We start from the raw sequence: 26,130 nt of genomic DNA on the forward strand, positions 1-26,130 counted from the left end.
TTAACATTTTAAAACTCAGGCTTTTGCTTTTATTATACGGTTATATTTGCTTGCTTAATGAAAACAAATGCTATGGAACAAAGTTTATTCTCTGCGAGAAAACATTTTCTTTTAAAGTCCGTTAAGGCTTTTTTATTTTTCTTTTTTTTGTTGATTGGTGTAAAAACGGCTGCTCAATATTCGGGCACAGGTACATTCACCAAAGTTTCTGCAGCGGCTGATTTAACAGATGGGTATTATGTGATTGCTTACGGGACTACTTTTGCGATGAACAATACTTATACCAGTAGTACCTATTTTGCTAATACGTCGATTTCACCTGCTTCTGGTACAACGTTAACAAATCCCTCAAAGTCTATAGTCTGGAAAATCGAAACTAATGGATCCGGAAAAACAATATATAATGAAGAAACGGCTGTATATGCCTCTTATACCGGATCGAGCAATAATGTACAAGCTGTAACCTCAGTAAGTGGTAATAACCAGAGATGGAATATTACCTATGTTAGCGGTAGTTTGTTTGGAGTTCAGAATTTAGGTGTTACATCAAGGTATTTGCAATATAATACTTCTTCGCCTAGGTTCGCCTGCTATACAGGAACTCAACAGGATATTACTTTTTACAAAATGGCTTCTGCAAGTTATACCGTTACATTCAATGGTAACGGCAGTACTGGAGGTTCAATGGCTTCACAGTCGGCTGGTTCTTCAACAGCTTTGACGGCTAATGCTTTTACTAAAACCGGATATAGTTTTGGAGGATGGGCATCATCTGTTGCTAATGCTGCATCAGGAACGGTGGCTTATGCTAATCAGGCTACATATCCTTTCACAAGTAGCGCAACATTGTATGCAATATGGAATTTTGCAATTAATTATAATAGTAACGGAGGTACAGGTACTATTGCATCACAAACGGGTTATTATAATGGAAGTGCAGGTACAGGTGCGCTTACATTAAATAATGGTTCTGGTTTTACGAGAGCTGGTTATACCTTTGGTGGATGGAAAACTTCAGCAGCCGGGACAACTGCCAATTATGCAGGCGCAGGCAGCTATACACATTCCGGATCTGGTGCATCAGTAACGCTATATGCACATTGGGTGCCTGCGACATATACCCTTACTTATGACGGTAATGATAATACCAGTGCGGTAAGTACAGTTCCTGCAAGTGATGCCTTTACTGCAGGGCAAAATCCTGGGATTATATTGGCAAATCCGGCAACGCTTGCTAAAACCGGTTATGTGCTTGCCAGCTGGTATAGTATTCCTAATGGTGTTTCAGGAGGAGTCGTTAACACGCCTGGATCTAATTATGGTCCGGCGCCTATGCCTAATAATAATGTCACAATATATGCCAGATGGCGATTCTCTGTTTCTTATGATAGTAATGGTGGTTCGGGAACAATTTCTAGCCAGGATGGATATTATAACGGAACTATAGGTGTTAAATCGGGTACGATTACATTGAACAATGGTGCGGGCCTAACAAGGTCAGGTTATACCTTTGGTGGATGGAAAACGAATGCCGCCGGCACTACTGCGGATTATAACGGAGGAGATGTTTATGTTCATTCGGGATTTAATGCATCAATAACGCTCTATGCACATTGGATACTTAATGAATCTACGCTTACTGTAACACCGGATTTGCTGTCGGGCTTCAATTATGTAGAAAGTCATGGTCCTTCTGGGGCTCAGGTATTTACATTAGACGGAATTCATTTGGATGGATCAGTGATCAATCTTTTGCCTGGAGATGATTATGAAATCTCTTTAGATAACGGAAATGCATGGTTGAGTTATGCTGACGCACCAGTGCCTGTTTCTTACGCAGGATCTACACTTTCAAAATCGGTATTGGTTCGTTTGAAAGCCGGATTGCCTGTGGGAACATACAGTAATCCTAGTAATAATATCATTGCTGTAGAAGGCGGCGGAGATGGTTCCGGTTCTATTGTGAAATTACAGGGAACAGTATCACCTTGCCTTGCACCCACAATACAATCATCGGTGGTGTCATTTTCTTCCGTAACATCATCGGGAATGACGGTTAATTTAACTGCAGGAGATGGGATTGGTAGAGTAATAGTTGTCAATACAGCTAATAGTTTTACAAATCCTGTTAGTTCTAATGTTCTTCCAACGGCTAATAATATTTATTCAGGTGGAGAGCAAGTTATCTATGCAGGAGTAGGAAATAGTGTTTCTGTTACGGGTCTGGCATCTTCTACAACTTATTATTTCAGAGTTTTTGAATATAATATCTGTTCGAACAATTATATATATAATGTAGCAGCTGCTACAAATAATCCAAGAAGTCAGGCTACAGTTTGTGATATACCGCTTAATCCAAATGGCGAAATTACACCTTCAGCAACCCCGAATTGTGGTAGCGCGGTTTTGATCTACGAGCACGGTACGGCTCAACCCCAATCAGGAGTTATCTATTATTGGCAGGCTACAGCTTCCGGAACATCTTTGGCAAACCCGGTTGTTTTCGTCAATGGTTCGGTGGTTTCCGAACCCTTCGAAGTGACATCTTCGGGGTATTATTACGTTCGTGCATACAATGGTAATTGCTGGAGTACGGGTTCATATGCTATGCAATCACAGGTTGTTATCAGTACTTCTGCTAATATCAGTATACAGCCAGCTGATCAAAGTGTAGTGTCAGGTGGCAATGTAAGTTTTACGGTAACCGCATCAGGAACTGCACCTTATACTTATCAATGGCAGGAAAGTGCAACTGGTATGGCCGGCTCCTGGACAACAGTTGGCACGAACGCAACATATACTCTTATAAATACACCAATAAGTAAAAACGGATACAAATATCGAGTTATCATAAGTAATGCCTGCGCAAGTAAAACATCTAATGTTGTAACACTTACGGTTACACAGGGGCCTTGTTTAACGGAAAGTTTTACTAATATCCCTACAGCCAGTTCAACTTCTTACCAAAACCGTAGCTGGACAGGAGATAATGGTGGGACTTGGACAGCGACAGATGCAAGAACGGATCAGACTATAACAGGTAAAGCAATCACTATACGCAGTGGTATATTGACTTCTCCATCTGTTAATAATGGTATTGGTAGTATTACAATGACAACCAAACTTCCTTACACTGACAGTTCTGGAAATCTGGTTGTTAGAGTTAATGGAAATATAGTGGGTAATATTCCTTACTCTTCTAGTGTTCAGACTACTACTTTATCTGGTATCAATATTTCCGGATCGGTAGTAGTGACTGTTACGAGTTCCGGATCGCGTGTTGCAATAGATGATTTGAGTTGGACATGCTATACCGAAGCTTGTGTGCCGTCACCAATTACAGCTTTCCCTGCAAATGGCCCTACAAATACCATTATTACAATTACAGGAGCTAACTTTAATTCTTCATCAACAGTTAAATTCGGGACAGCAAATGCAGTAGTAGAATTCATAAGCGCAACACAACTAAAGGCCACTGTTCCTGCAAATGCTGATGGTAATATCATTGTAGATACAGCTTTGGATTGTGATTCTGAAACAGCTTTTACATTAATTAATAATGATAGTTCAGGGTGCGAATCTATAGCTGGCGGATCCGGAAGTTCTAATGCATCCGATATTATTATTTATGAGGTTTATGATGAAAATGGTGGCAACGGAGGGGTGGTTACGCTGTATAATAGAACAGGAGCAACAGTGGATCTTTCGGGTTACTCGATTCAGAGAGCATCGACTTATGGAGGAACTTACACAACTTATGCTAACCTTACCGGAACTATTACTTCCCAAGGTATTGCTGTGATAGGTGTCAGCTCTTCAAGGTGTGGTTATGCGCCAACAGGTAACGGAAGTTTTGGAGCAACTGGTTTTAATGCTGATGATGGTTTACGATTAATGAAAAATTCAGTTATTATTGATGATTTCAAGGCGCCTAGCTATATAGGATATTATCTCAAAAGAAAGAATAATTTCCTATCGCCAAGAACAACTTTTGCAGATAACGAATGGACGACTGAAGATATTGATCAGGATGAATGTCTCACAGGAGTTGTTGCACAGCCTCCTGTTGTTAAAACTCCGCCTGTAATTACAGCACAGCCTTCATATGCTGTTAACTGTGATGTTGTTAATGCGTCTTTGGCTCTTACTGCTACGGAAGGTCTTGCCGGAGGTAATGCTTTAACTTACCAATGGTATGTTTTGGGAATTACAGGTAGCTGGACTGTTATTGTTGATGGTGGTGTGTATTCCGGAGCAACTACTCAGACCTTAACAATAAGTAATGTTAATGGTCTTAATAATTATCAGTATTACTGCCAGGTAAGAGAAAATACGCAGACTTGCTATACCTCGACGCAAGCAACTCAAATCAAAGAAGCTACTAACACCTGGGTAAGCAATGTCTGGACAAATGGGACGCCGGTTTTGGGAAGTAAAGTTGTTATTGCCGGAAGTTATAATACCCAGACCAATGGCGCTTTGGATGTTTGTGATCTGACCGTCAATGCAGGTGGAGCTTTAAGAGTGAAACCAAATTTCCCGGTGACTGTCAAAAAGAAAATTACGAATAATGGCTCTGCAGTTAACTTTATTATAGAAAGTGATGCGAATCTGATCCAGACTGATAACGTAATCAATGAAGGAAATGTTCAGGTTCAAAGATATGTAACAGATATGAATAATATCTCGACACACATGGATTATGTGTATTGGAGTTCGCCGGTTAGCGGGCAGGTTATCAAAGGAGCAACAGGCTTCTCACCCAATACTCCAGTCAATGGTTACTTACAGTATAATGAGTCTAATGATAAATTTACGGTAACTAATGACGCGACTTTTATTGCCGGTAAAGGTTATGCGATCCGTGCAGAAATAGGAACCAATGGCTATACGAAAACATATAACTTTAATGGTGTTCCGAATAACGGTAATATTCAATATCAAAATTTGAAGTGGACAGATGCAAATCATGGATTTAATTTGGTTGGTAATCCTTATCCTTCTAATATCGATTTTGATTTGTTGTACACACTTAACCCAACTAAAATATTTTCTACAGTTTGGTTCTGGACTAATAATAGTTATACGGCAGAGCAGGTTGGTTCTGGTTATAATGGGAATAATTATGCCGTTTACAACGGAACAGGCGGGTCACCGGCAACTTATAATCCTGATAATCCTTATAATGGTTCCGTTATTCCGAATGGGAAAATCCAAATAGGTCAGGCTTTCATTATCCAGGCAAAAGCTGGCGGCAAAGATCAGCCTTTGGATTTCAGCAATAATATCAGGGTAACTGATAATGGTAACTTTTATCAGAAAACAACTAAGAATAGGTTTTGGTTAACGATGACTTCGCCTTCTAATTTGGTCAATACCATTCTTATAGGTTATATTAATGGAGCAACTGATAATTATGAAACTGATTTTGATGGAGAGCTGTTTACAGTAGGTTCTGATTCTTTCTATTCTGTATTAGGTGCAAAAAAATTGGCGATCCAAGGTAAATCTAGTAACTTTTCAACAGAGGATGTTATCACTTTAGGAAACGTTTTTGCGGTTGATGGAACCTATAAGATCAGGCTTCAAACCGCAGAAGGGTTGTTTGATAATAATCAGAAAATCTATTTGAAAGATAAGCTTCTTAATAAATATATTGATCTCAGTAACAATGAAAGCTATGATTTTACAGCAACAAAAGGAGCAAACAATACCCGTTTTGAGATTGTATATAAAGCAGAAACTCTAGGAAATAATGGAACCGGTAAATCTGATTTCCAGGTTTACAGGAATGGACAAACTTTTGTGGTTGAATCTTCTCAACAACTTGATAAAGTAGAATTATTTGATGCCGGCGGAAGGCTAATCCGGCAACTTTTTTCCAAAGAGAAAAAACTTGTTATTGATGCTAATAATTTACCTTACGGCGTTTATATTCTCAAAGCTGAAAACTCCGGTGATGTAAGAACCAAAAAATTAATTAAGTAACAAATCTGATCAATATTAAAAAAAGCCATCTCAGCGAGATGGCTTTTTTGCATGATTTTATTTAATCGGATGTTTGATTTTTTTTCACTAAAAATAATACTGATATCATTTATAAATTCTTATATAATCTATTATTTATTTGTTTTTTAGAAAAAAAATGAATTAAAATTATCAGTATGAAATTTTTTTATCTGTCATTGTGGTATAATTATGTAATATTTGTTTTTTCAACAAAAATCACAATATTTATTATTATAATACATTTTTTTTAAAATAAATATTTTTTTTATGTAAAAAATTCAAAATAATTTATACATTCGCTTCATCATAATAATCAACACAAATGGAATTTGTATTAAAAAAATTATACATCTAAAATATATATGATGAAAAAATTTACATTATTGAAGACCGGTTCCGGTTTTCCGGCTTTCTGGCAAGCGTTATTTTTGTTGTTTTCTTTGTCCGTATGGATGACAAAAGCGCAGACTACTATTACTATTGGTAGTGGTACAAATACTGGGAGTAAACTTCCGGTAGTGCCGTTTTACGGATATTCATTCACGGAACAGATTATACCGAAAGCTGAAATTAATACTAGTGGAATGTCGATAACTAAATTGAGATTTTATTCCACAGGAACAGCATTAACTAATTCTAATAACTGGACTATATATCTTGGACATACGACAAAATCCAGTTTTACGTCTAATACAGACTGGATTTTATCAAGTGCGATGACTCAGGTTTATTCAGGTACAGTATCAGCAACTCCTTCAGCTGGGTGGATTGAGATTACTCTACAAACATCTTTTGCTTATAATAATACTGATAATCTGGTAGTGGCGGTTGATGAGAATGCAGCAAATTATAATACGAGTGATTCTGGAGCTAATAATTATTTTAGGATTTTTACTCCTACTTCACCTAGTCCTACGACCAATTCTGCTATTTACTATCAGAATGATACTACCAATCCCGATCCGGCGAATATAACACTAACAGGTACTAGGGTTAACTATAGAAATCAAATGCAATTAGTATTTGAAAGTACATCTGCTTGTACAACGCCGTCTGCTCAGCCATCTTCTTTATCTTTTGGAACAACATCTTCTACTTCCATAGCAGGCTCATTTACTGCTCCTGCAACTGCTCCCAGTGGATATCTTATCTTAAGAAGTACGAGTTCCACAGCTCCGACACCAGTAAATGGAACGACTTATACTACGGCCAACACTGTTACTTTAGGAGGTATTTCTTATTATGTCATTCAGGGAAGTGCAACAACGGCTAATGCGACTACATTTACTGATTCGGGTTTGACAAGTAATACAGGATATTATTATTATGTATTTTCCTATAATAATGCTTGTAGTGGCGCACCATATTATTTAGCAACCTCACCTTTATCCGGAAATAAAGTAACTTGTGCGGCTGCACCAACAGCGTCCACTACTCCTGTTACAGGTATTACAAGCAGTTCTGCAACGATCAATTGGGTTGCATCGGTAGCTGGTGGTTCTGCAGGGACAATAAACTATACCGTTGAGGTTTATACAGATTCGGGTTATACAACTCCAATTCCGGGATCTCCATATAATGCAGGTACTTCAACTTCTCAAGCAATTACCTTTACCAATGCGGCAACCACATATTATTACAGAATAAAAGCAAATAATGGTAGCTGTGATAGTGCTTATCTTACAGGAAGCTTTGTTCCTTCATGTGCTGTTCCAACAGGGTTGGCAGCAACAGCAAGTGCTACGACTGCAGGAATTAGTTCAATATCAGGAAACTTCACAGCTACTGGCAGCTCATCCGTACCAACCGGCTATATAGTTGTAAGATCTACATCATCCTCACTTCCTGTTTTGTCTTCAGGAGTTACATATACAGTAGGCGCTAATACTTCTGTTGCGACTAATGGATATATAGAATACGTTGGAACAACTGCAGGTAGTTGGACATCATCTTCACTAATGGGTGGGACAACATATTATTATTTTGTCTTTTCTTATAATAATACAGGTTGTTCAGGAGGACCGATATATTCTGCTTCGGCAACACAAGCCAATGCGACTACAACTGGTTGTCCGGCTTTTAGCTCCGTCATTTCTGTAGGTGGAAGCGTTACGACTTCTGGAAGTGTTTATCCTACATTAACGGCAGCAATTGCGGATTTATCTGTTTGTAGTATTAGTCAGCCAATAACACTTTCTATAAATAGTAGTTACAATTCGTCATCGGAAACATTCCCTATAGTAATACCAAGTATTTCTGGTTCAAGCTCGACTAATACAGTTACTATAAAACCTGCAGCCGGAACATCGCCTGTTATAAGTGGTGCGGCAGCATCTAATCCATTAATTAAAATCAATGGTGGCAGTAATGTTATCATCGATGGAAGTAATTCGGTCGGGGGAACAACTAGAGATTTGATATTGACAAACACTTCTGCTACGAGTCCAAATGTTGTTGTAATTGGCTCTCCGGATAGCACTCCTGTAACGAATGTTATCCTAAAAAATACAGTTTTGACAAATGGGGCAAATACCTCTTCTGCTGTGGTGGTGTCTTCTTCTGCAACTATAGGAAATGCAGGCTATTTTAATAATATTACTATTCAGAACAATTCTGTCAATAAGGCTTATGTAGGTATATATGTAATTGGGAATACTGCTGCTAATAATGGCAATGGATTATTGATTGATGGTAATACTTTAAATTCTTCTGGTGCAAATTCTATACGATTGATAGGTATTTATGTACAAGGAGTAGATGGGAATTCAGTCATTTCTAATAACACTGTTGGCAACATTTCAAACTCAAATAGTGAGAGTGTGACGGGTATTTGGTTAGCAACAGCAGCTAATAAGGCTGCCGTTTATGGAAATAATATATCCGGTGTAGCATCCACTGTTAGTGGAAGTTATACAGCGGGAGGTATATATGTAAGTTCCGGAAGTACGGTTTCAGCTATTAATATCTACAATAATAATATCTCTAATATTTCCTCATTGGGAAGTTATGTAGATGGTAGTACAGGTATTGAAATTGGCGGTGCAACTGCAAATGTCAACATTTATTCCAATAAAATTTCTAATATTAAAAATACCAACACAAGTGGCTACGGTGCAGCTGGAATATTTCTAGGTTCTTCTGCAACAGCTGCCAATACTGCTTCGTATAATAATATGATATGGGATGTTGCAGGCTATGGTTCAGCGACTCTTACCAGAAATGGACACGGAATATATCTGTATTCTGGTGGTGGCTATAAACTTTATTACAATTCAGTTAATTTAACAACAAATCAAACTACAGGTGTTAGTGCAGCGTTATATATCTATAGCAGTGTTTCTACTGCGAGTTCTGTGGATATGAGAAATAATATTTTTGCCAACAGTCAAACATCTAATACGCGTTATGCTATATATTCTACGTCTGCCAAAACAATATTCAGTAATATAGATTATAATGATTATTATTCTGCAGGTACATTAGGGTATTTAGGATCTGCTCAGTCAACTTTAGCAGCATGGCAGACAGCAACTGGTTCGGATGTTAATTCACTGAATGTATTGCCGCCGTTTGTATCAGCTACGGATTTGCATTTGTCAGGCAGCTCTTGTACGCCTATAGAAAGTGCTGGAACACCGATATCCGGAATCAGTACTGATATTGACAATGATTCAAGATCGTCATCTAATCCGGATTTAGGGGCCGATGAATTTAATGGAAATGCGCTTCCGAAAATTACTTCTGTAACAGGAGGTAGTAATTGCGGTACAGGAACAGTACAATTAACGGCTAACGGCAGTACTCTGGGCTCAGCAATTACAGAATACAGATGGTATTCAGCAGTTACAGGGGGAACTCTGGTTGGCACATCGTCCACTAATAACTGGACTACGCCTTCCATTAGTACTACAACAAATTACTATGTTGCAGCATATAATGGTTGTGAATCAAATGTCAGGACTTTAGTTGCTGCTACCATCAATCCGGTACCTACAGATATAAATATTGCATCTACTGTATCTCCTGGTGGGGCTGATGCTTGTACAACAGATTATGTGAAATTGGAAGCTACAGGTGGAGTTGTATCTACGCCTAATTCAAATGCTGTTAATTTAACCTTTGAAAATGGACTTACAGATTCGGTATCCGGTTCGTGGACTACTTCAAACACTTCTACAGCAGGAACACCTGCAAATGCAGCCTGGACAGTACAGAATAATGGATACGTTTATTCATCAACAACATTTAATTCCAATGATGCGAGTAAATTCATTATATCAAATAGTGATGCTCAGGGATCGGGTTCTACAACTAACACAGAATTGCGTTCGCCTGTATTCTCGTTGAAAAATTATACTTCAGCATCCTTGACATTTTATCATTATTACAGATATAATTCCGGAGATTCTGGAACAGTTCAGATTTCTACAGATGGAGGTTCCAATTGGGTATCTACTAATTTAGCAAGTTATAGTGCTAATCAAGGAAGTTCTAACGCCTTTTCTCTTGTTACAATTGATTTGGCAAGTTATGTCGGACAGGAAAATCTGATGATTAGATTCTTATATTCCGCTTCTTATGATTGGTATTGGGCACTTGATAATATTAAAGTGTCAGGAAGTAAATCTGAACAACAGATAGTGTGGACTCCTGTAACTGGATTGTACACGAACTCTACATTAACAACAGCGTATACTGCGGGATCTTATGCTGCAACACTATATGCAGCTCCGGATGGAACACAATCTTATACTGCAAAATCGACTCAGGGAACTTGTGATAAAACATCTGTTGTCAGTGTGACAAAAAATAAAAATGAATTCACTGGAGCGGTTGACACTAACTGGAATACAGCAGGAAATTGGAGCATAAACCAGGTGCCTAACAATACCAAGTGTGTTATAATACCGGCTGACAAAACAGTTGTCATTAATATTAATAATGCTGAAGTCAAATCACTGACTATTGCAAGCACAGGTAAAACAACTATTACTGCTAATAACTCGCTTAAAGTTGTTGATGGTATTACAATTACCAATAATTCTAATAATGATAACCTGACGCTGGAAAGTGATGCCGTGTTATTACAAGAAAATGGTAGTGCGGTAAATACTGGAAAAATATTAGCACATCGTGATGTTAAAATGCGCAAAATGGATTACATCTACTGGAGCACACCAGTGTCCGGACAAAAGCTTTTGAATGATACAACACTTAATGATGGTTTCTCAGTCGGTACACCAAATAACAGGATTTTATATTATTATGAGCCCAATGATACATTCAAAGCAGTTCCTTCTACAGAAACTACATTTGTGACTGCAAAAGGCTATGCAATAAGAGGTAAAGATAGTTATGATGCATCGGTTTTAACTTCTGATAATACCTTAAAGTTTGTTGGTACGCCAAATAACGGATCTTATACTGTCAATATTCAGAAATCCGCCAATACAGGAACAGGAGGTACGGTTGAGCATGGTTATAATCTCATAGGTAATCCATATCCTTCTAATATTGATTTTGTTAAGTTTTTTAATTTAAGTAATAACAAAAATATTATTTACGGAAAGGCCTGGTTCTGGAGTAATATTACACCTACAACAAACCAACAAGGTTCTAGTTATTCGGGTAATAATTATGCTACAATCACTTTAGCGGGAGGAACACCGCCAACCTATAGTGATACAACGGTAACGCCGTCTCCTTCATCGGGCGCTTATACGCCAACCAAAAATATAAAGGTTGGACAAGGCTTTATTGTGCAAGCTAAAAACATAGGAGCCGGACAAACTCTTAGTTTTGATAATACAATCAGAAATAATGAAGCAGGAGTTTTCTATAATAACAAATCTTCCGAAGATGTCAATCGATATTGGTTAAAATTAATAACGCCACAGAATATTATTAATACGATATTGGTTGCGTACATGGATGGTGCAACGAATGCTTATGACGGAGATTACGATGCTGATCTTATAGCTGTAGGAGATGATTCTTTTTATTCAAAATTGTCTACTCATAAATTCCAAATTCAGGCTAGAGCAAGTTTCGCCGACAATGATGTTGTATCTTTGGGAACCAAATATTCTGCAAATGGAACTTATAAAATCAGTTTGGAAAATAATCAAGGGGTATTTGGTGAAAATCAGAATGTTTACCTAAAGGATAAATTGCTAAATAGTCTAACAAATCTGAGAGAAAAAGACTACAGCTTTTCAGCAATTAAAGGGACAGATGAAACCCGCTTTGAAATTGTGTATAAAGAGGATGCTGTTTTAGCATCTGATGGCGCAACAAAGTCCGAATTTGAGGTTTACAGATCCAATGGTGATTATATTATAAAATCATCTAAACAATTAGGTAAGATCGAGGTTTATGATTCTTCTGGCAGACTGATGATGACTGCAAATACAAAAGAGAAAATTTTAAAACTCGATACTTCTGTACTTGTCAATGGAGTTTATATAATAAAAGCTGAGAATTCCGGAGATATTAGAACTAAGAAAATTATTAAGTAAGTTTCAAAAAATCTAACAAAGAGAGATGCTTTAAGTGTCTCTCTTTTTTTTTGTTTAAAATATTAAACACTTATTTGAATGTAATTGTAAAAAATCTATTGGTAAATGGTTAATTGAAAATGTTTTAAGTTTTTTTATATGGTAAATAAAAAATAATTAATTTAGTAGGCTATTTCTAATTAACACATACACAAATTATAATGAAAACAAATTTATTCTCTGTTATTAATAGAATACATTTGGTATTTCTATTTTCATTGCTTTCTGTTTTAGGATGGGGACAAGTAACTTTGGGGACATCTCCCTATACTCAAAGCTTTAATGGAACAACTTTACCTACTGGTTGGACAACAAGAACAGGTTCTACAACTACAGCTCTAGGTACATCAGTAACTCCGGCTACAACAGATACTTGGGCAAATACTTCTTCAGGATTTAAATTTTGCGCTTCGGCAAAATCACCGTTAACTTCTGCCAGTAATGCTACGACACAGAATAGTGCTACAGACAGATCACTAGCTGTAAGAACAAGTGGGACTTTTGGAGATCCGGGACAATCTTTCGTTTTACAAATAGCTAATACAACAGGTAAAACAGGCTTCTCATTAACTTTCAATGCGCAATTATTAGATCCTCAAGGGAGAACCACGACATACAGAGTAGATTATGGGACAGGTACTACTCCAACATCTTTTACTCAAATAGGAAGTACTTTTACAGATTTGGGAATTAATTCTGGAGTTTGGGGAACTCAGAATTTAACATTTAATTTTGGAACCTCTCTGGATAATATTTCATCTAATGTTTGGATTAGAATAGTTTCAGTAGTAGCTGCTACTGGCTCGGGCAGCAGGTGTACTTTTGGCATAGATGATATTTCATTAAGCTGGTCTACACTTTCGGCTTCTTACTCAGGAGTATCCGCAGGAGCAGGCGTAGAACCGTCAACTTTATCTTCTTTAATTAACACACAGGCATCATCAGTTCTTAATTTTGATTTTACTGTCACGGATGATAACAATACTACATCAGGCAATGATGCTTTACCAACATTGATTAACCAAATTATCGTTCCGCAAGGAACAGGAAATGATGTTTCCGATTGGACTCAGGCCATTGCAGGGGCTGTTCTGACTGACGGCACCAATACCATTACCGGAACAGTTAATGCTGCTAATATTACTTTTTCCGGTATTCCGACAACAACCTCAGCATTAGGTTATGTTGGGGATGGAGCCAGTAAAACCTATACTTTGAAAATTTGGCTTAATACAACATTGGGAGGGACATTGCCAACAACAATTGATGGATTGAATTTGGCATTCAAAGTTGACAGAACTAATTTTACAACTGCAAGTTCTGCAACATCGACTCAATTTGAGTCAGGCGCTGGAACTGCAGTGGAGTCGGGGTCGAATAATAATGCTGTCACTGTAGTTGCTACAAAACTGGCATTTGTTCAGCAACCTTCCAATACTGCAATAAATGTTAATATGTCTCCTTCCGTAACAGTTTCAGCAAATGATGCTAACGGGAATAGAGATTTGGATTATGTAACATCTGTAGCTATAACATCTACAGGGTCTTTGTCAGGAAGCCCGGTCAATGTAACTCCTGTTTCGGGCTTGGCGACCTATTCTGCCTTACAACATACGGCAACTGGTACAGGACTTAAATTAACTGCCGGCTCATCTTCTTTTACAGGTGTCGACTCTAATACATTTAATATTAATTTAGTAAGTTCTGCTACGGATTATTTCCGTTCCAAGCAAACAGGATCACCCGGTAACTGGGGAACTGCTGCAAGCTGGGAATCTTCATCAGATAATATCAACTGGATAGACGCAACTTTGGTGCCTACATCCTCTGCAACGGCAATCACTGTAAGAAGCGGGCATACTATTACTGTTGCGGCCGCTGCCACCGGAAAAGCTATTACTGTAGAATCCGGAGGTTTTTTAACATTGACTTCTACTCTTACCGTATCTGATGGAACAGGAACTGATCTGCAGATCAATGGGACATTGAATATGAGTTCAGGAGGAACTTTAACTAATAATGGTACAGCAGCATTTAGTTCAACAGGAGTATATAATCATTCCCGAAGCGGTGGAGCTATACCTATTGCAACCTGGGATGTGGCCAGTTTGTGTAATGTTTCAGGAGCAACTAGTGCGTTTCCTGCTAATTATGCACAAACCTATGGTAATTTTACCTGGAATGGAACATCACAATCAGGGAACCTTACCATAAATAATAATGCATTTCGAGTCAATGGATTATTCAGATTATTATCGACTAATGGAGGTAATACGTTTACAATGGGAGGGACTACACCAGGAACTTATGCTAATACATTAAACTCCGTTTCAATAGAAGGAGGTGTATTTGCAATTGCTTATACAAGTGGTGTGACTTCTACAACAACTGTTACCAATGACATGTCTATATCCGGCACCGGTGAAGTGAGAATCAATGGAAGCGCAGGTATTGGTACACTGAATATCGGAAGAGATTTGCTAATGAGCGGGTCAGGATATTTAATTTTATTATATGCATCAACAAGTCCAACCACGACAGTAACGGTAGCTCGTGATTTTATTTTATCAGGAAATTCTATTGTTGATCTGGAATATACAAACTCCTCTTCCGGATCCGGAATAATAAGTGTCGGTAGAAATCTTACTTCTACAAGTTCTGGTGATTCTACCAATGGTGTAGTTTTGGATTTTGGCGGATCAACTATCACCGGAGCTGTTTCGGGTAATGCTATCAATATTGCGGGTAACTTTAGTTTTACAGGAACCGGGCTGATTCAGACATTTTCAGAAAATTCTCCTACAGGATTTGTATTTAATGGTTCGGGAATACAAACATTGACCTATACCACCAATTCGGGATTGCTTAACTGGGCTCCGATAACAATCAATAACGGCAGCGAGTTACAATTACTAAACAATATTACAATAGGGTCTTCAGCGACTAATCCCGCTGTTGTTGTTAATGTAAATGGTATTCTTGATTTTCAAAACTACACAATATCTGCAGGAACATCTACTGTCCCGAGAATTAATACTAGTGCAGGAGCTACGTTAATCACATCTAATTCTGGAGGAATTGGTGGAACAGGGACAACAGGAAGCTTACAAAATTTTAATAGCGTATCTCCAACATCAGCAGCAGGAAGGGTACAGTTGATAGCAGGCTTGAATTATACTTTTAACGGTGCAACAACAACACCATTCAATGTTAATATGGGAAACCCGGCTATAGTTAACATTAATGCTAACGTTACTAATAATATGAGCGGTATCACAACTACTATAACCAATGCATTAAATATTGCCGGAGGGACTACATTTACATTAAACAGTGCTGCAAATAGTAATCTGAGTCTAAGCAATACAAGCGCTGTATTAAACATTGCCAGTGGTGGTACATTTGACAATAACGGCGAGAATTACATCACTTCAACTGGTGGCGCTCCTGCAATTAATATTGATGGAACATTTATTACAAGAGATGTGCAGGGTTTTACAGGAACTAACACAAGTATACCAAGTATAATTCCAACACTTGGAAATAATTCTATTATAGAATATGGGTTGAATGGAAATCAGGCTGTAACGGATTTTGCTTATAAGAATCTAACATTTAGCGGCGGTGGAACAAAAACAACAACAACGATAAGTTCCATTACGGGAACTGTCACCATAAATTCGGGAGTAGTTGTGGATGCTGATACAAAAACATTTGGTGGAAGTGGTACCAATCTGACAATGCTCGGTACCAGCAAATTTATTACAGGTGGAAGCGGAACAAAACCAGATGCACAAGGAACTTATTCTTTAGCGGGTGCTTCTACAATAGAATTCACGGGAGCTTCAGCAACACAGATCAGATTATCCCCACAATATGCAAATATTATTGTTTCGGGTACAAATGTGGTGGCAGGAACAACAACAAATGGCGGATTGACATTTCAAAACGGAGGTCATTTTACAGTAAGAAACGGAGCGAGATTTAAAGTTAATAATGATAATGGCTTCAGTGGAGCAGCTACAACAGCTATAAAAAATGCCAACAATCCAACTATAACTTTAGATACAGGATCTACAATAGATTATACAGGAGCCGACCAAATAGTTACCAATAACTTATCATATGAAAACCTGGCGGTCTCAACAGCAGGAACTAAAACGGCAGCTACAGGTAATTTGACAGTTAATAATCTGACGACAGTTAGTGCAGGGACATTAAAAATTTCTGAAACAGCTGATAACACAACTTCGAATGTTCTATATGCTCATAAGGGTATTGCTAATACTGGCGGAACCATTAGCTTTGGATCTAATGCACAATTGATGCAGGATGATGATGCTGTTAACACAGGAAATATCAAATCTTCGCGAAAGGCTAAACTACCAAAAATGGGCTACACGTATTGGAGCTCACCTGTAACTTCGCAAAACCTGTATGCTTTCTCGAATGGAGGTCAAACCGGAGGTACACCAAAAAGCAGATTTTTTGTCTATGATGAAGCGACTGATACTTTTAAAAACACAGGAGCTTTCTTGTTAAATGATTCATCAGTATTTGAAACAGGAAAGGGTTATGCAATCAGAGGTATGGATAACTTTACTACGACAATGCCAACAACTTCTTATGAGTTTATTTTTGCAGGCGTTCCTCATAATGCAGGTTTATCTTTTTCTCCTTTGAAGTGGACCAGTGCATCCAAAGGTTATAATCTGATAGGTAATCCATATCCTTCTAATATAAATTTTGATGATTTGTATGCATCCAATTCCACAAAGATGTATGCGACAGCCTACTTTTGGACCAATAATGATATGACGGTGACACAACAGCAAGGTTCCGGTTATTCAGGGAACAATTATGCGATATATAATCTTACCGGCGGAACGCCTGCAGTACATATAGACGGTGCTCCGGATCAGCCTTCTCTAGCAAGCATAACTCCAAATAACATTATCAAAGTTGGGCAGGGATTCATTATCAAAACCAAGCAAGCAGGAGGTGGACAATCTCTCGGTTTTTCCAATTCTGTCAGATTAACGAATAACGGAACTTTTTTTAATAATAAAAATAATACTGAGAAGGACAGATTTTGGCTAAGGCTGGTTTCTCCTTCTAATATTTCCAATGTAATTTTGATAGGTTATATTCCAGGCGCAACAAACGGTTATGAGATTGATTTTGACGGAGAATTATTCATTATCGGATCAGATTCTTTCTATTCATTATTAGACAGTAAAAAGTTGGCAATACAAGGCAAAGCTAGTTTTGATATTGACGATAAAGTCGGTTTGGGAAATGTTTATTCCCAGAATGGAAATTACAAAATCTCCATTGCTAATAAAGAGGGAATATTCGGAAGTTCGCAGAACATTTATTTAAAAGATAAACTATTGAATAAAATTATTAATCTAAGTAATGAGGATTATATTTTCCAGGCTACAAAAGGGACCGATATTACACGTTTCGAAATTGTTTATAAGGATGAAGCGGTTCTAAACACAGGATCTAATTCCAAATCTGATTTTATAGTTTATAAAGATGGTAATAACCAGGTCATCAAATCATCTAAAAAATTGGGAGAAATTAAAGTATTTGATGTTTCCGGAAAATTGATTAAATCATTAAACACAAACGACCTGGAAGTAAGAATTGATATGTCAACATTTCTAAATGGTGTTTATATATTAAAAGTTGAGAATTCCGGAGATATAAAAACTAAGAAAATAATTAAATAAAGTTTAAAATATCTAATATTAAAGGCACTTTTAAGTGTCTTTTTTTATTTTGTATATGTCAAAAAATTCAAACGCTTATTTGATTATCATTATGAAAATCCTTTAAATAATAGGTAATCAAAAATAATTTAACTTTTTTTATGCGAGTATGTAAAAATTAATTAATTTAGCGCCCTTATTTCTAGTTTTTTAAAAATAGACTTTATATACCGATGAAGAAAAATTTATTTAATCAACAAAACACAAAAAATTTTTATAAGCAAATCATATTGCTTTTAATTCTATTTTTTTCTGGTAATGTTTGGGGACAGACTTGGACTTATGATTTTGGTACTGGTACTGGTACCGCAAATAATGCTAATTCGGGAAGTGGTAATACATCCTTTTTTACATCTACTCCCTCTGGTGGCGGTACGTATAGAGTGAGAATTGGTACAGGAGGGGGTTCTTTAATTTTGGCAAATCCTGGAACAACATTAGGTTCTGGTTCAGAAGCTCAACTTAATGCTACTTCGGGTACATCAACGAATAAATTTGGAGTTTACGATTGGAATAGTCCTTCTAGTGTTGCTTATTTAAAGGCAAAAATTAGAACTACATCAACAGGAACAGGTAATCTAAATATTTCACTAGGAACAAATACAATGGCGAGTGATAGCCAAGGATATACTTCCCAATATAATGCTTCCGTTACTTCATTGACAATAGCATATACTTCGGGTGCTATAAGCAGTGTTGTTAGAAGGGTTTCGGGATCTAATACCACAATTACCTCATCGGGTTTTGCAAAAGATACGGATCAACAAATAGAAATTTATGCAAATAATGGATCATCATCAGTAAATTATACTAAAGGAGGCACTTCTTATTCTCTTGCTACAAAAACATGGGATCTATGGGTAGATGGAACAAAAGTTGTAACAAACGGTGCAACAGCTGGAACATTAGCAGCTAATGTTAATCTTGCGGGCTTTGGTTTGTTTGCAGAAAGCAGTACTTCAAATGCAGCGTTTATATATATTGATGATCTAGAATATTCAAATACACTTCCCGTAAGTTGTTCTTCACCAATATCAACAACAACAACTAATGTGTCTACAAGTTCAGCCACTCTTGGCTGGACAGCTCCTTCATCAGTACCAGCTAATGGCTACGATTATTATTTGTCAACAAATAACACGGCTCCAGATGCTTCTACAACTCCAACAGGAAATGTAGCTTCCGGAACATCTATAAATGTTAGTGTATCTGCTAATACAACTTATTATTGGTGGGTTAGATCTAATTGTAGTACTTCTGACAAAAGTGCATGGGTTTCAGGAAGTAGTTTTACAACACCTTGCGCTGTAACAACGTTACCAGTAACAGAAGGGTTTAACACTTCAGGAACAGCAATTTTTCCTTCTTGTTGGACCTCGCAATCTTCAGATTCAGTTCCAGCAAGTATTACTTTTCAAACATCTACTAGTTCTACACCGCCAATAACGCCTCAAGAAGGAACTCGCTTTGCTTACTGGAATTCTTTTTCAATTACTAATGGAAAGAGCACTCGTTTAGTTTCTAAACCATTAAGTTCGACAGGTATTTCGGACGTTCAGGTTGATTTTTATTGGTATCAAAGTACAAATGGAGGAGCTACTTCTTACCAAACAGAAGGTGTTCAGGTACAATATTCACTAGATGGTGTAACTTGGGTGGATGCTGGATCATTCATTAAAAGATATGATGCTGCAGCAACCGGATGGACATTAAAATCTGTCTATTTGCCAAGCGCAGTTGGAAATCAATCTACATTTTATGTAGGTTTCAAATTCGTTTCTAATGCAGGATATGATAGCGGTCTTGATAATGTCACTATAAAGCAAGCAGTAGCTTCTACAACAGTTTCGCCAACAACCTTATCCGGTTTTACCGCTACTACAGCTTCTGACTCTTCGGAGAAAATATTTACGGTTTCTGGCGTTTCTTTAGGAACAACTCCAATTACTATAACACCGCCAGCAGGCTATCAGATTTCTACAACATCTGGCTCGGGATATTCTTCTACGCCGATCGTTTTAAACCCAACATCAGGAAGTGTAGCATCTACAACTATTTATGTCATTCTGAAAAAAGGAGCAACTGGTTCTCCTACAGGTAATATTACCGTAAGCGCATCACCGGCTGTAACTCCGGACAAAACTGTGGCACTTTCGGGGACTATTAGTAAGGCGACTTTTACATCTGCAACTACAGGGAATTGGGAATCTGCTTTAACTTGGGATCTTAATGCCGTTCCGGGTGCGGATGATAATGTGGTGATATTAGCAGCGCATACGATCACTGCTACCACTGCACAAACAAGAAATTCCGGAACAACAACCACTGTTGCAGGAACTTTGGCTATCAATGACCATTATACTAATAATGGAACGACTACTATTAATGGCAGTTTTCAGATTAATGCAGGTTCTTGGGCAACCGGTACCGACTTTGTATATGGTGCAGCATCTACTTTGATATTTGGTCATAATAATGGTTCTGTTTATGGTGTTAATGCTGATGCTTATTGGCCGTCAGCGGGTCCATTTAATGTTACAGTGAATGGGAACAGTCCTATTTCATTAAATGTAGCGAGAACTGTAAACGGAACATTTAATTCTTCAGCAACTATTACAAACCCTGGAAATATTACTATCGGAACTTCCGGAACATTGAAGCTAAATTCCGGTTACGGTTGGAGTGGAACAGGAAGCCCAATCTATGGAACGTCCTCTACTTTAATTTATAATTCAGGTGGTTCTCCAGGTAGAAATAATGAATGGACAGCGAGCACAGGAACGGTGGGAACTACAGCTGGTCTTCCTCAAAATGTACAGGTAAGCAATAATACAATACTTAATTTTCCTAATGGTAATACTGCATCAGGTGCAAGCACAGCAGCATTTATGGCTGGGGGAATTGTTACCATAGATGCAGGCTCATCATTATATCAGGATTATGGTTCGGGTGGGAACTCAGCATTAATTGTGGGTGGAAATCTCGTGCTGAATGGAAATCTGTCATTGGGAAATGCTGAAGGTGGGAATATTACTGTTGGTGGAAACTGGACACAAGCAGCATCTGCAACTTTTTCACCGAAAGGAAGACGTGTTATTTTCAATGGAACAGCAGCGCAAACTATTACAAAAACAGGAGGAGGAACTTTGGATTTTGACAGATTGGAAATCCAGAAAACTAATGCTACCAATGTTTCTTTGAGCAGCTCAGCAGGAAATCTTACCAGCTTAAACCTTAATGGAACCTATCTTAATGCACTAGCTATTATAGGTTCCGGAACCGGTGGTCTGAACCTGAATGCTAATACTTTGACATTTAACAATGATGGTGGCGAGATCTATGTAGATGCAGCAAAAACAATTGTGGCTTCTTCGGGTGCTGTTATTAATTTCAATGCGAATAAAAAAGTTTCCAATAATTCAGGAACAGGTAGTTTGACTTTTGCAGCTAATGCAACAATTAATATTAATAATAATGCGACAGTCGATTTCGGAAAATCCTCCGGTACTAATATCTCTACTGTGAACGGTGTTCTTAATATCGTTGGGAATGGATCTTCAGTTACTCCAAATGGTCCGATCTACGCAACAGGTTCCAAATTAGTTTATAAAACTGCAGGAATTTATGCGAGAAAAGCAGAATGGAATGCAACTTCCGGTGCAGGTTATCCATATGATGTACAGGTTACAGCCAACACAACTTTGAATTATCCAAACACAGGATCCGGTGCTTTCTCCACAGCTTTAGGAATTGCCAGAGACTTAACAATCGACAGCGGTTCTTCACTTTATATGGATTATGGTAATGGCGGAAACAAAAGCGGATCGCTTACTGTTGGCAGAAATATTGTTAATAGTGGAAGCTTATCTTTAGGAGATTTTGCAGGTGGAGATTTATCGTTAGGAGGTAGCTGGACAAGTTCTGGTACATTTGTACCGAACAACAGAACTGTTACCTTTAATGGAAGTGATGGCAATGATCAAACTATCTATAGCCCAACAACCTTTGATTATCTTACTATTAACAAAACAAGTACGGGAAATGTTGTTTTAGCTGCAAGTATTATCGTTAATAAAGATTTAACTTTAACTAATAAAAGTATTGTTCTCGGAACTAATAATTTAACACTTCCAAACAATACCTCTATAATAAGTTCAAATGTTAATTCTTATATCCAAGCCATAGGAACAGGTAAATTAATCCGTCAGAATATAGATGGAACTAAAGATTGGACATTTCCAATGGGCGTGGCTGCAGCAGGAAGATATGCACCGATTATTATTAAGAATTTATCAGGAACTACAGATTTATCAGTGAATGTAAGTACATCAATTACTCCTACTGTTTCTGATGCAACCAGGGTATTAAGTACAAAGTGGTTTGTTACAACAACAAATATTGTTACCGCCAATATATACACGGAATGGCAGGGTGTTGCTGCTGAGACTAATAGTATGACAATCCCAGCAACTGGAAGTTTAGCTACGACTGTTGGTGGAGCACCTTATACATTTTACAATATAAATCTGGTTGCTAACAATACAACTGCTACTGGCGTTAGTCTTTCAAACACAGCTGCAAACGGGATTGTAATTGGTAATGATAATGCAGTTTCAATAGCAAACGACGAATGTTCTGGCGCAATCAATATAACTGTAGATGCAGCAGCGGTTTCCGGTTCTAATAAAGGTGCCACTTCAAGCTCCGGTTTTGGTGCTTCTCCGTGTTCATCTGGTAGTAATAGTAGAGATGTCTGGTATAAATTTACTACTTCAGATGAAGGAAGCTATAAAATAACTGTTTTCAAATCAACGGGTACAGGTGCAATGTCTGACCCTGTATTAGATTTAAGATCTGGAACTTGTGCAGCATCTGTAAATATTGGATGTTCTGATGGACTTGGTGATGAAGTTGTAACGTTATCTTTAAATGCTAATACTACTTATTATTACAGAGTTTTTAATTACGGAAGTGCTAGCGGCGATGGATTCTTTACAACATCTGTATCAACAGTTCCTAATATCATTGTAACTCCTGTAAATTTAAACTTTGGAAATGTCCCTGTGAATACAGATTCTACTGTACAGGATATTAAAGTAAAAGCTAGCTTCTTATCTCCTGCAAGTGGTAATGTTAGTATTGCTGCATTAGCGGGTTATTCATATTCATTAGATGGAACAGGTTGGTCATCTACGCTTACCTTGCCTTATACATCCAAGACTTTGGCAGAGACAACAGTACATGTCAAATTAAGTCCAACCGCAGGATGTACAGATTATAATGGAAACATAGCAATTTCTGGAGGTGGAGCTACTACTGTGAATGTTACAGCTACTGGAAAAGGTGTTATACCTGCTCCGACTGCAACTGCAGCAACGGATGTTGTGACAAACGGTTTTATTGCTAATTGGAATGCAGTAACAGGGGCAACAGGTTATGAATTGGAAGTTGGAACCAATCCTTTGATTAGTAAAATTAATATATCAGAAAACTTTGCCGGCTTTACAACGGATAATGGTACGACGGATAGAAGTGCTGCCCTTGATTCTTATTTGAGCACGATAGGATGGACGGGTTCTTCTATTTTTGAGATGAATGGCTATGCAAAACTTGGTACGGGTTCGTTAAAAGGCTCGATAACGACACCTGCATTGGATTTATCTGGTTTTGGAGGTTTAGCAAAAGTTTCGATTGATTTAGGTTTGTATGGAACTGATGCCAATAAAACTGTACAAGTAATGTTCGCTTCTGATGGCACTACGTTTACTCAGATTGGTTCTCCAGTTACTTTATCAGGCACTATGACAACTTATACTTTTAGTATTACTGGAGGGACAAACAATTCAAAAATTAGAGTACAAGCAGTTGGAACAAGCAACAATAGATTCTACTTAGACAATTTTGCCGTAACTCAAGATTCCAGAATAGTTGGTTATAATCCTATATCTGTATCAGGAACTTCTCAGGCGGTAAATGGACTTACTGTTGATACTCAATATTATTATAGAGTAAGAGCAAAGATAAATTCTTGCTATTCATCATATTCTTTGATTATTCCGGTTAAAACTACTTATTCGGTTATCTGGAACAACGCATGGACCAATACATCTGGTCCTGATGCAACTTTGGATGCAATTATCAGAACGCCTTTCAATGTTGGAGATGCTGGTCAAAATGAGTTTTCAGTAAAGAATCTGACTATAGAAAGCACAGGGTCATTAGACATCAAGGCTGGAAAAGGAATTACTGTTACCGGAGATATAACAGCTCCTGATAACAAGATCATTATAGAAAGTGACGGAAGTCTTGTACAGACAAAGATTACCAACGGAAATAGTGCCAATAAAGCTATTGTAAAAAGAGGTGTCAGTATGAAAACTTCGGATTATACTTACTGGAGTTCTCCTGTGAAAGATCAACCGTTGCTTAATACATCCAATGTAAATGCTAATAACAGCGCCGGAGGATTCTCGGAGGGAACACCGAACAACAGAATTTTTGAATATAATGAACCGAACGATACTTTCAAAGCGACGTTGAATGGAACATTTACCAATGCCAAAGGATATGCGATCAGAGGAAAGTCCAGCTATGGTACCAGTTTGTATTCGGACGAACTGTCGTTCAACGGTAATCTAAACAATGGGGATATTACTATCGGAGTGCAGAAATCCAAAAATACTATTATCAGTGGTATTACCTATGAACACGGTTATAATCTTATAGGGAATCCTTATCCGTCTAATATCGATTTCTACAAATTCTATAATCTAGATAAAGGCGACGGAACAAAAAATAGCAACGTTATCTTTGGGAAAGTGTGGTTTTGGACCAATGTTCCTGGTGCACCAACAACACAAGGAGGATCTTCTTATACACCGAATAATTATGCGACGCTCACTTTGGCTGGTGGTGTAAATGCGACAGATGTTTACAGCGCAACAGGGTCGCCTACTCCGAATCAGTATATAAAAGTAGCACAAGGATTTATTGTTCAGATGAGAGCAACACCTCCAACCGGAAGTACGCCAGTTACAGGCACTGTTAAGTTTGATAATTCCATAAGAACTAATGATAATACAGGACACTTTTATAATGATAATAAGAACTCTGCGAGTGATGAGATTAATCGTTACTGGTTGAAAATGATATCACCATATAACATTTCCAATACAATTCTAATAGCTCATATGGATGGAGCGACTAATCAATATGACGCGGATTATGATGCGGAACTGTTATCTGTAGGTGATGATTCTTTCTATTCGAAGATTAATACGCAAAAGTTACATATCCAGGCTAGAAGTAATCCTATTAGCGACGGAGATTTTGTAACACTAGGTACTAAGTATTCTATTAATGGTACTTATAAAATAAGCTTGGGTAGCAGAGAAGGAATATTTGTTTCCGATCAGAAAATATATTTGAGAGATAAACTGACCGGTACTTACACAGATCTTACTTCTCAGGATTATACTTTCAGTACTAGCAAAGGTACGGATGAAAACAGATTTGAGATCGTATATAAGAACAAAGAAGTTTTAGGAACAAACAATCTTAGCAAATCAGATTTTATCGTATATAGAGATGGAAATTATTTTGTAATAAAATCTTCTGCAAATTTGGGTAAAATAGAACTTTATGATGTAAGTGGGAAATTGATCCAGTCTAAATATTCTTCGGAAAAATCTATTAGAATAGATGTTAGCACACTTTCGTCAGGCGTTTATATTATAAAAGCTGAAAATTCTGGAAATGTCAGAACAAAAAAAATAATTAAATAAACA

4 protein-coding genes are annotated in these 26,130 nt (G+C 37.6%); all 4 read left to right on the top strand.

What is annotated here, in order from left to right; translation table 11 throughout:
• Window positions 1-72: 72 nt before the first annotated feature.
• The 4 genes from AC5P2S_RS04475 (at window position 73) to AC5P2S_RS04490 (ending at window position 26,127) form a co-directional block, all read left to right on the top strand.
• Window positions 73-5,988 carry a DUF8693 domain-containing protein gene (locus AC5P2S_RS04475; protein ID WP_494556369.1) on the top strand — a complete coding sequence of 1,972 codons (5,916 nt, stop codon included), beginning with the start codon at window positions 73-75 and terminating at the stop codon, window positions 5,986-5,988.
• A 383-nt stretch (window positions 5,989-6,371) separates the two neighbouring features.
• Window positions 6,372-12,527 (top strand): DUF8693 domain-containing protein, encoded by a 6,156-nt coding sequence (locus AC5P2S_RS04480; RefSeq protein ID WP_494556370.1) that lies wholly within the window; start codon window positions 6,372-6,374, stop codon window positions 12,525-12,527.
• Between the two features lie 200 nt (window positions 12,528-12,727).
• Window positions 12,728-18,304 carry a DUF8693 domain-containing protein gene (locus tag AC5P2S_RS04485; protein WP_494556371.1) on the top strand — a complete coding sequence of 1,859 codons (5,577 nt, stop codon included), beginning with the start codon at window positions 12,728-12,730 and terminating at the stop codon, window positions 18,302-18,304.
• A gap of 269 nt (window positions 18,305-18,573) precedes the next feature.
• Window positions 18,574-26,127 carry a DUF8693 domain-containing protein gene (locus AC5P2S_RS04490; protein ID WP_494556372.1) on the top strand — a complete coding sequence of 2,518 codons (7,554 nt, stop codon included), beginning with the start codon at window positions 18,574-18,576 and terminating at the stop codon, window positions 26,125-26,127.
• Window positions 26,128-26,130: the final 3 nt, after the last annotated feature.

The sequence above is a fragment of the Epilithonimonas sp. 33E genome (assembly GCF_059372615.1).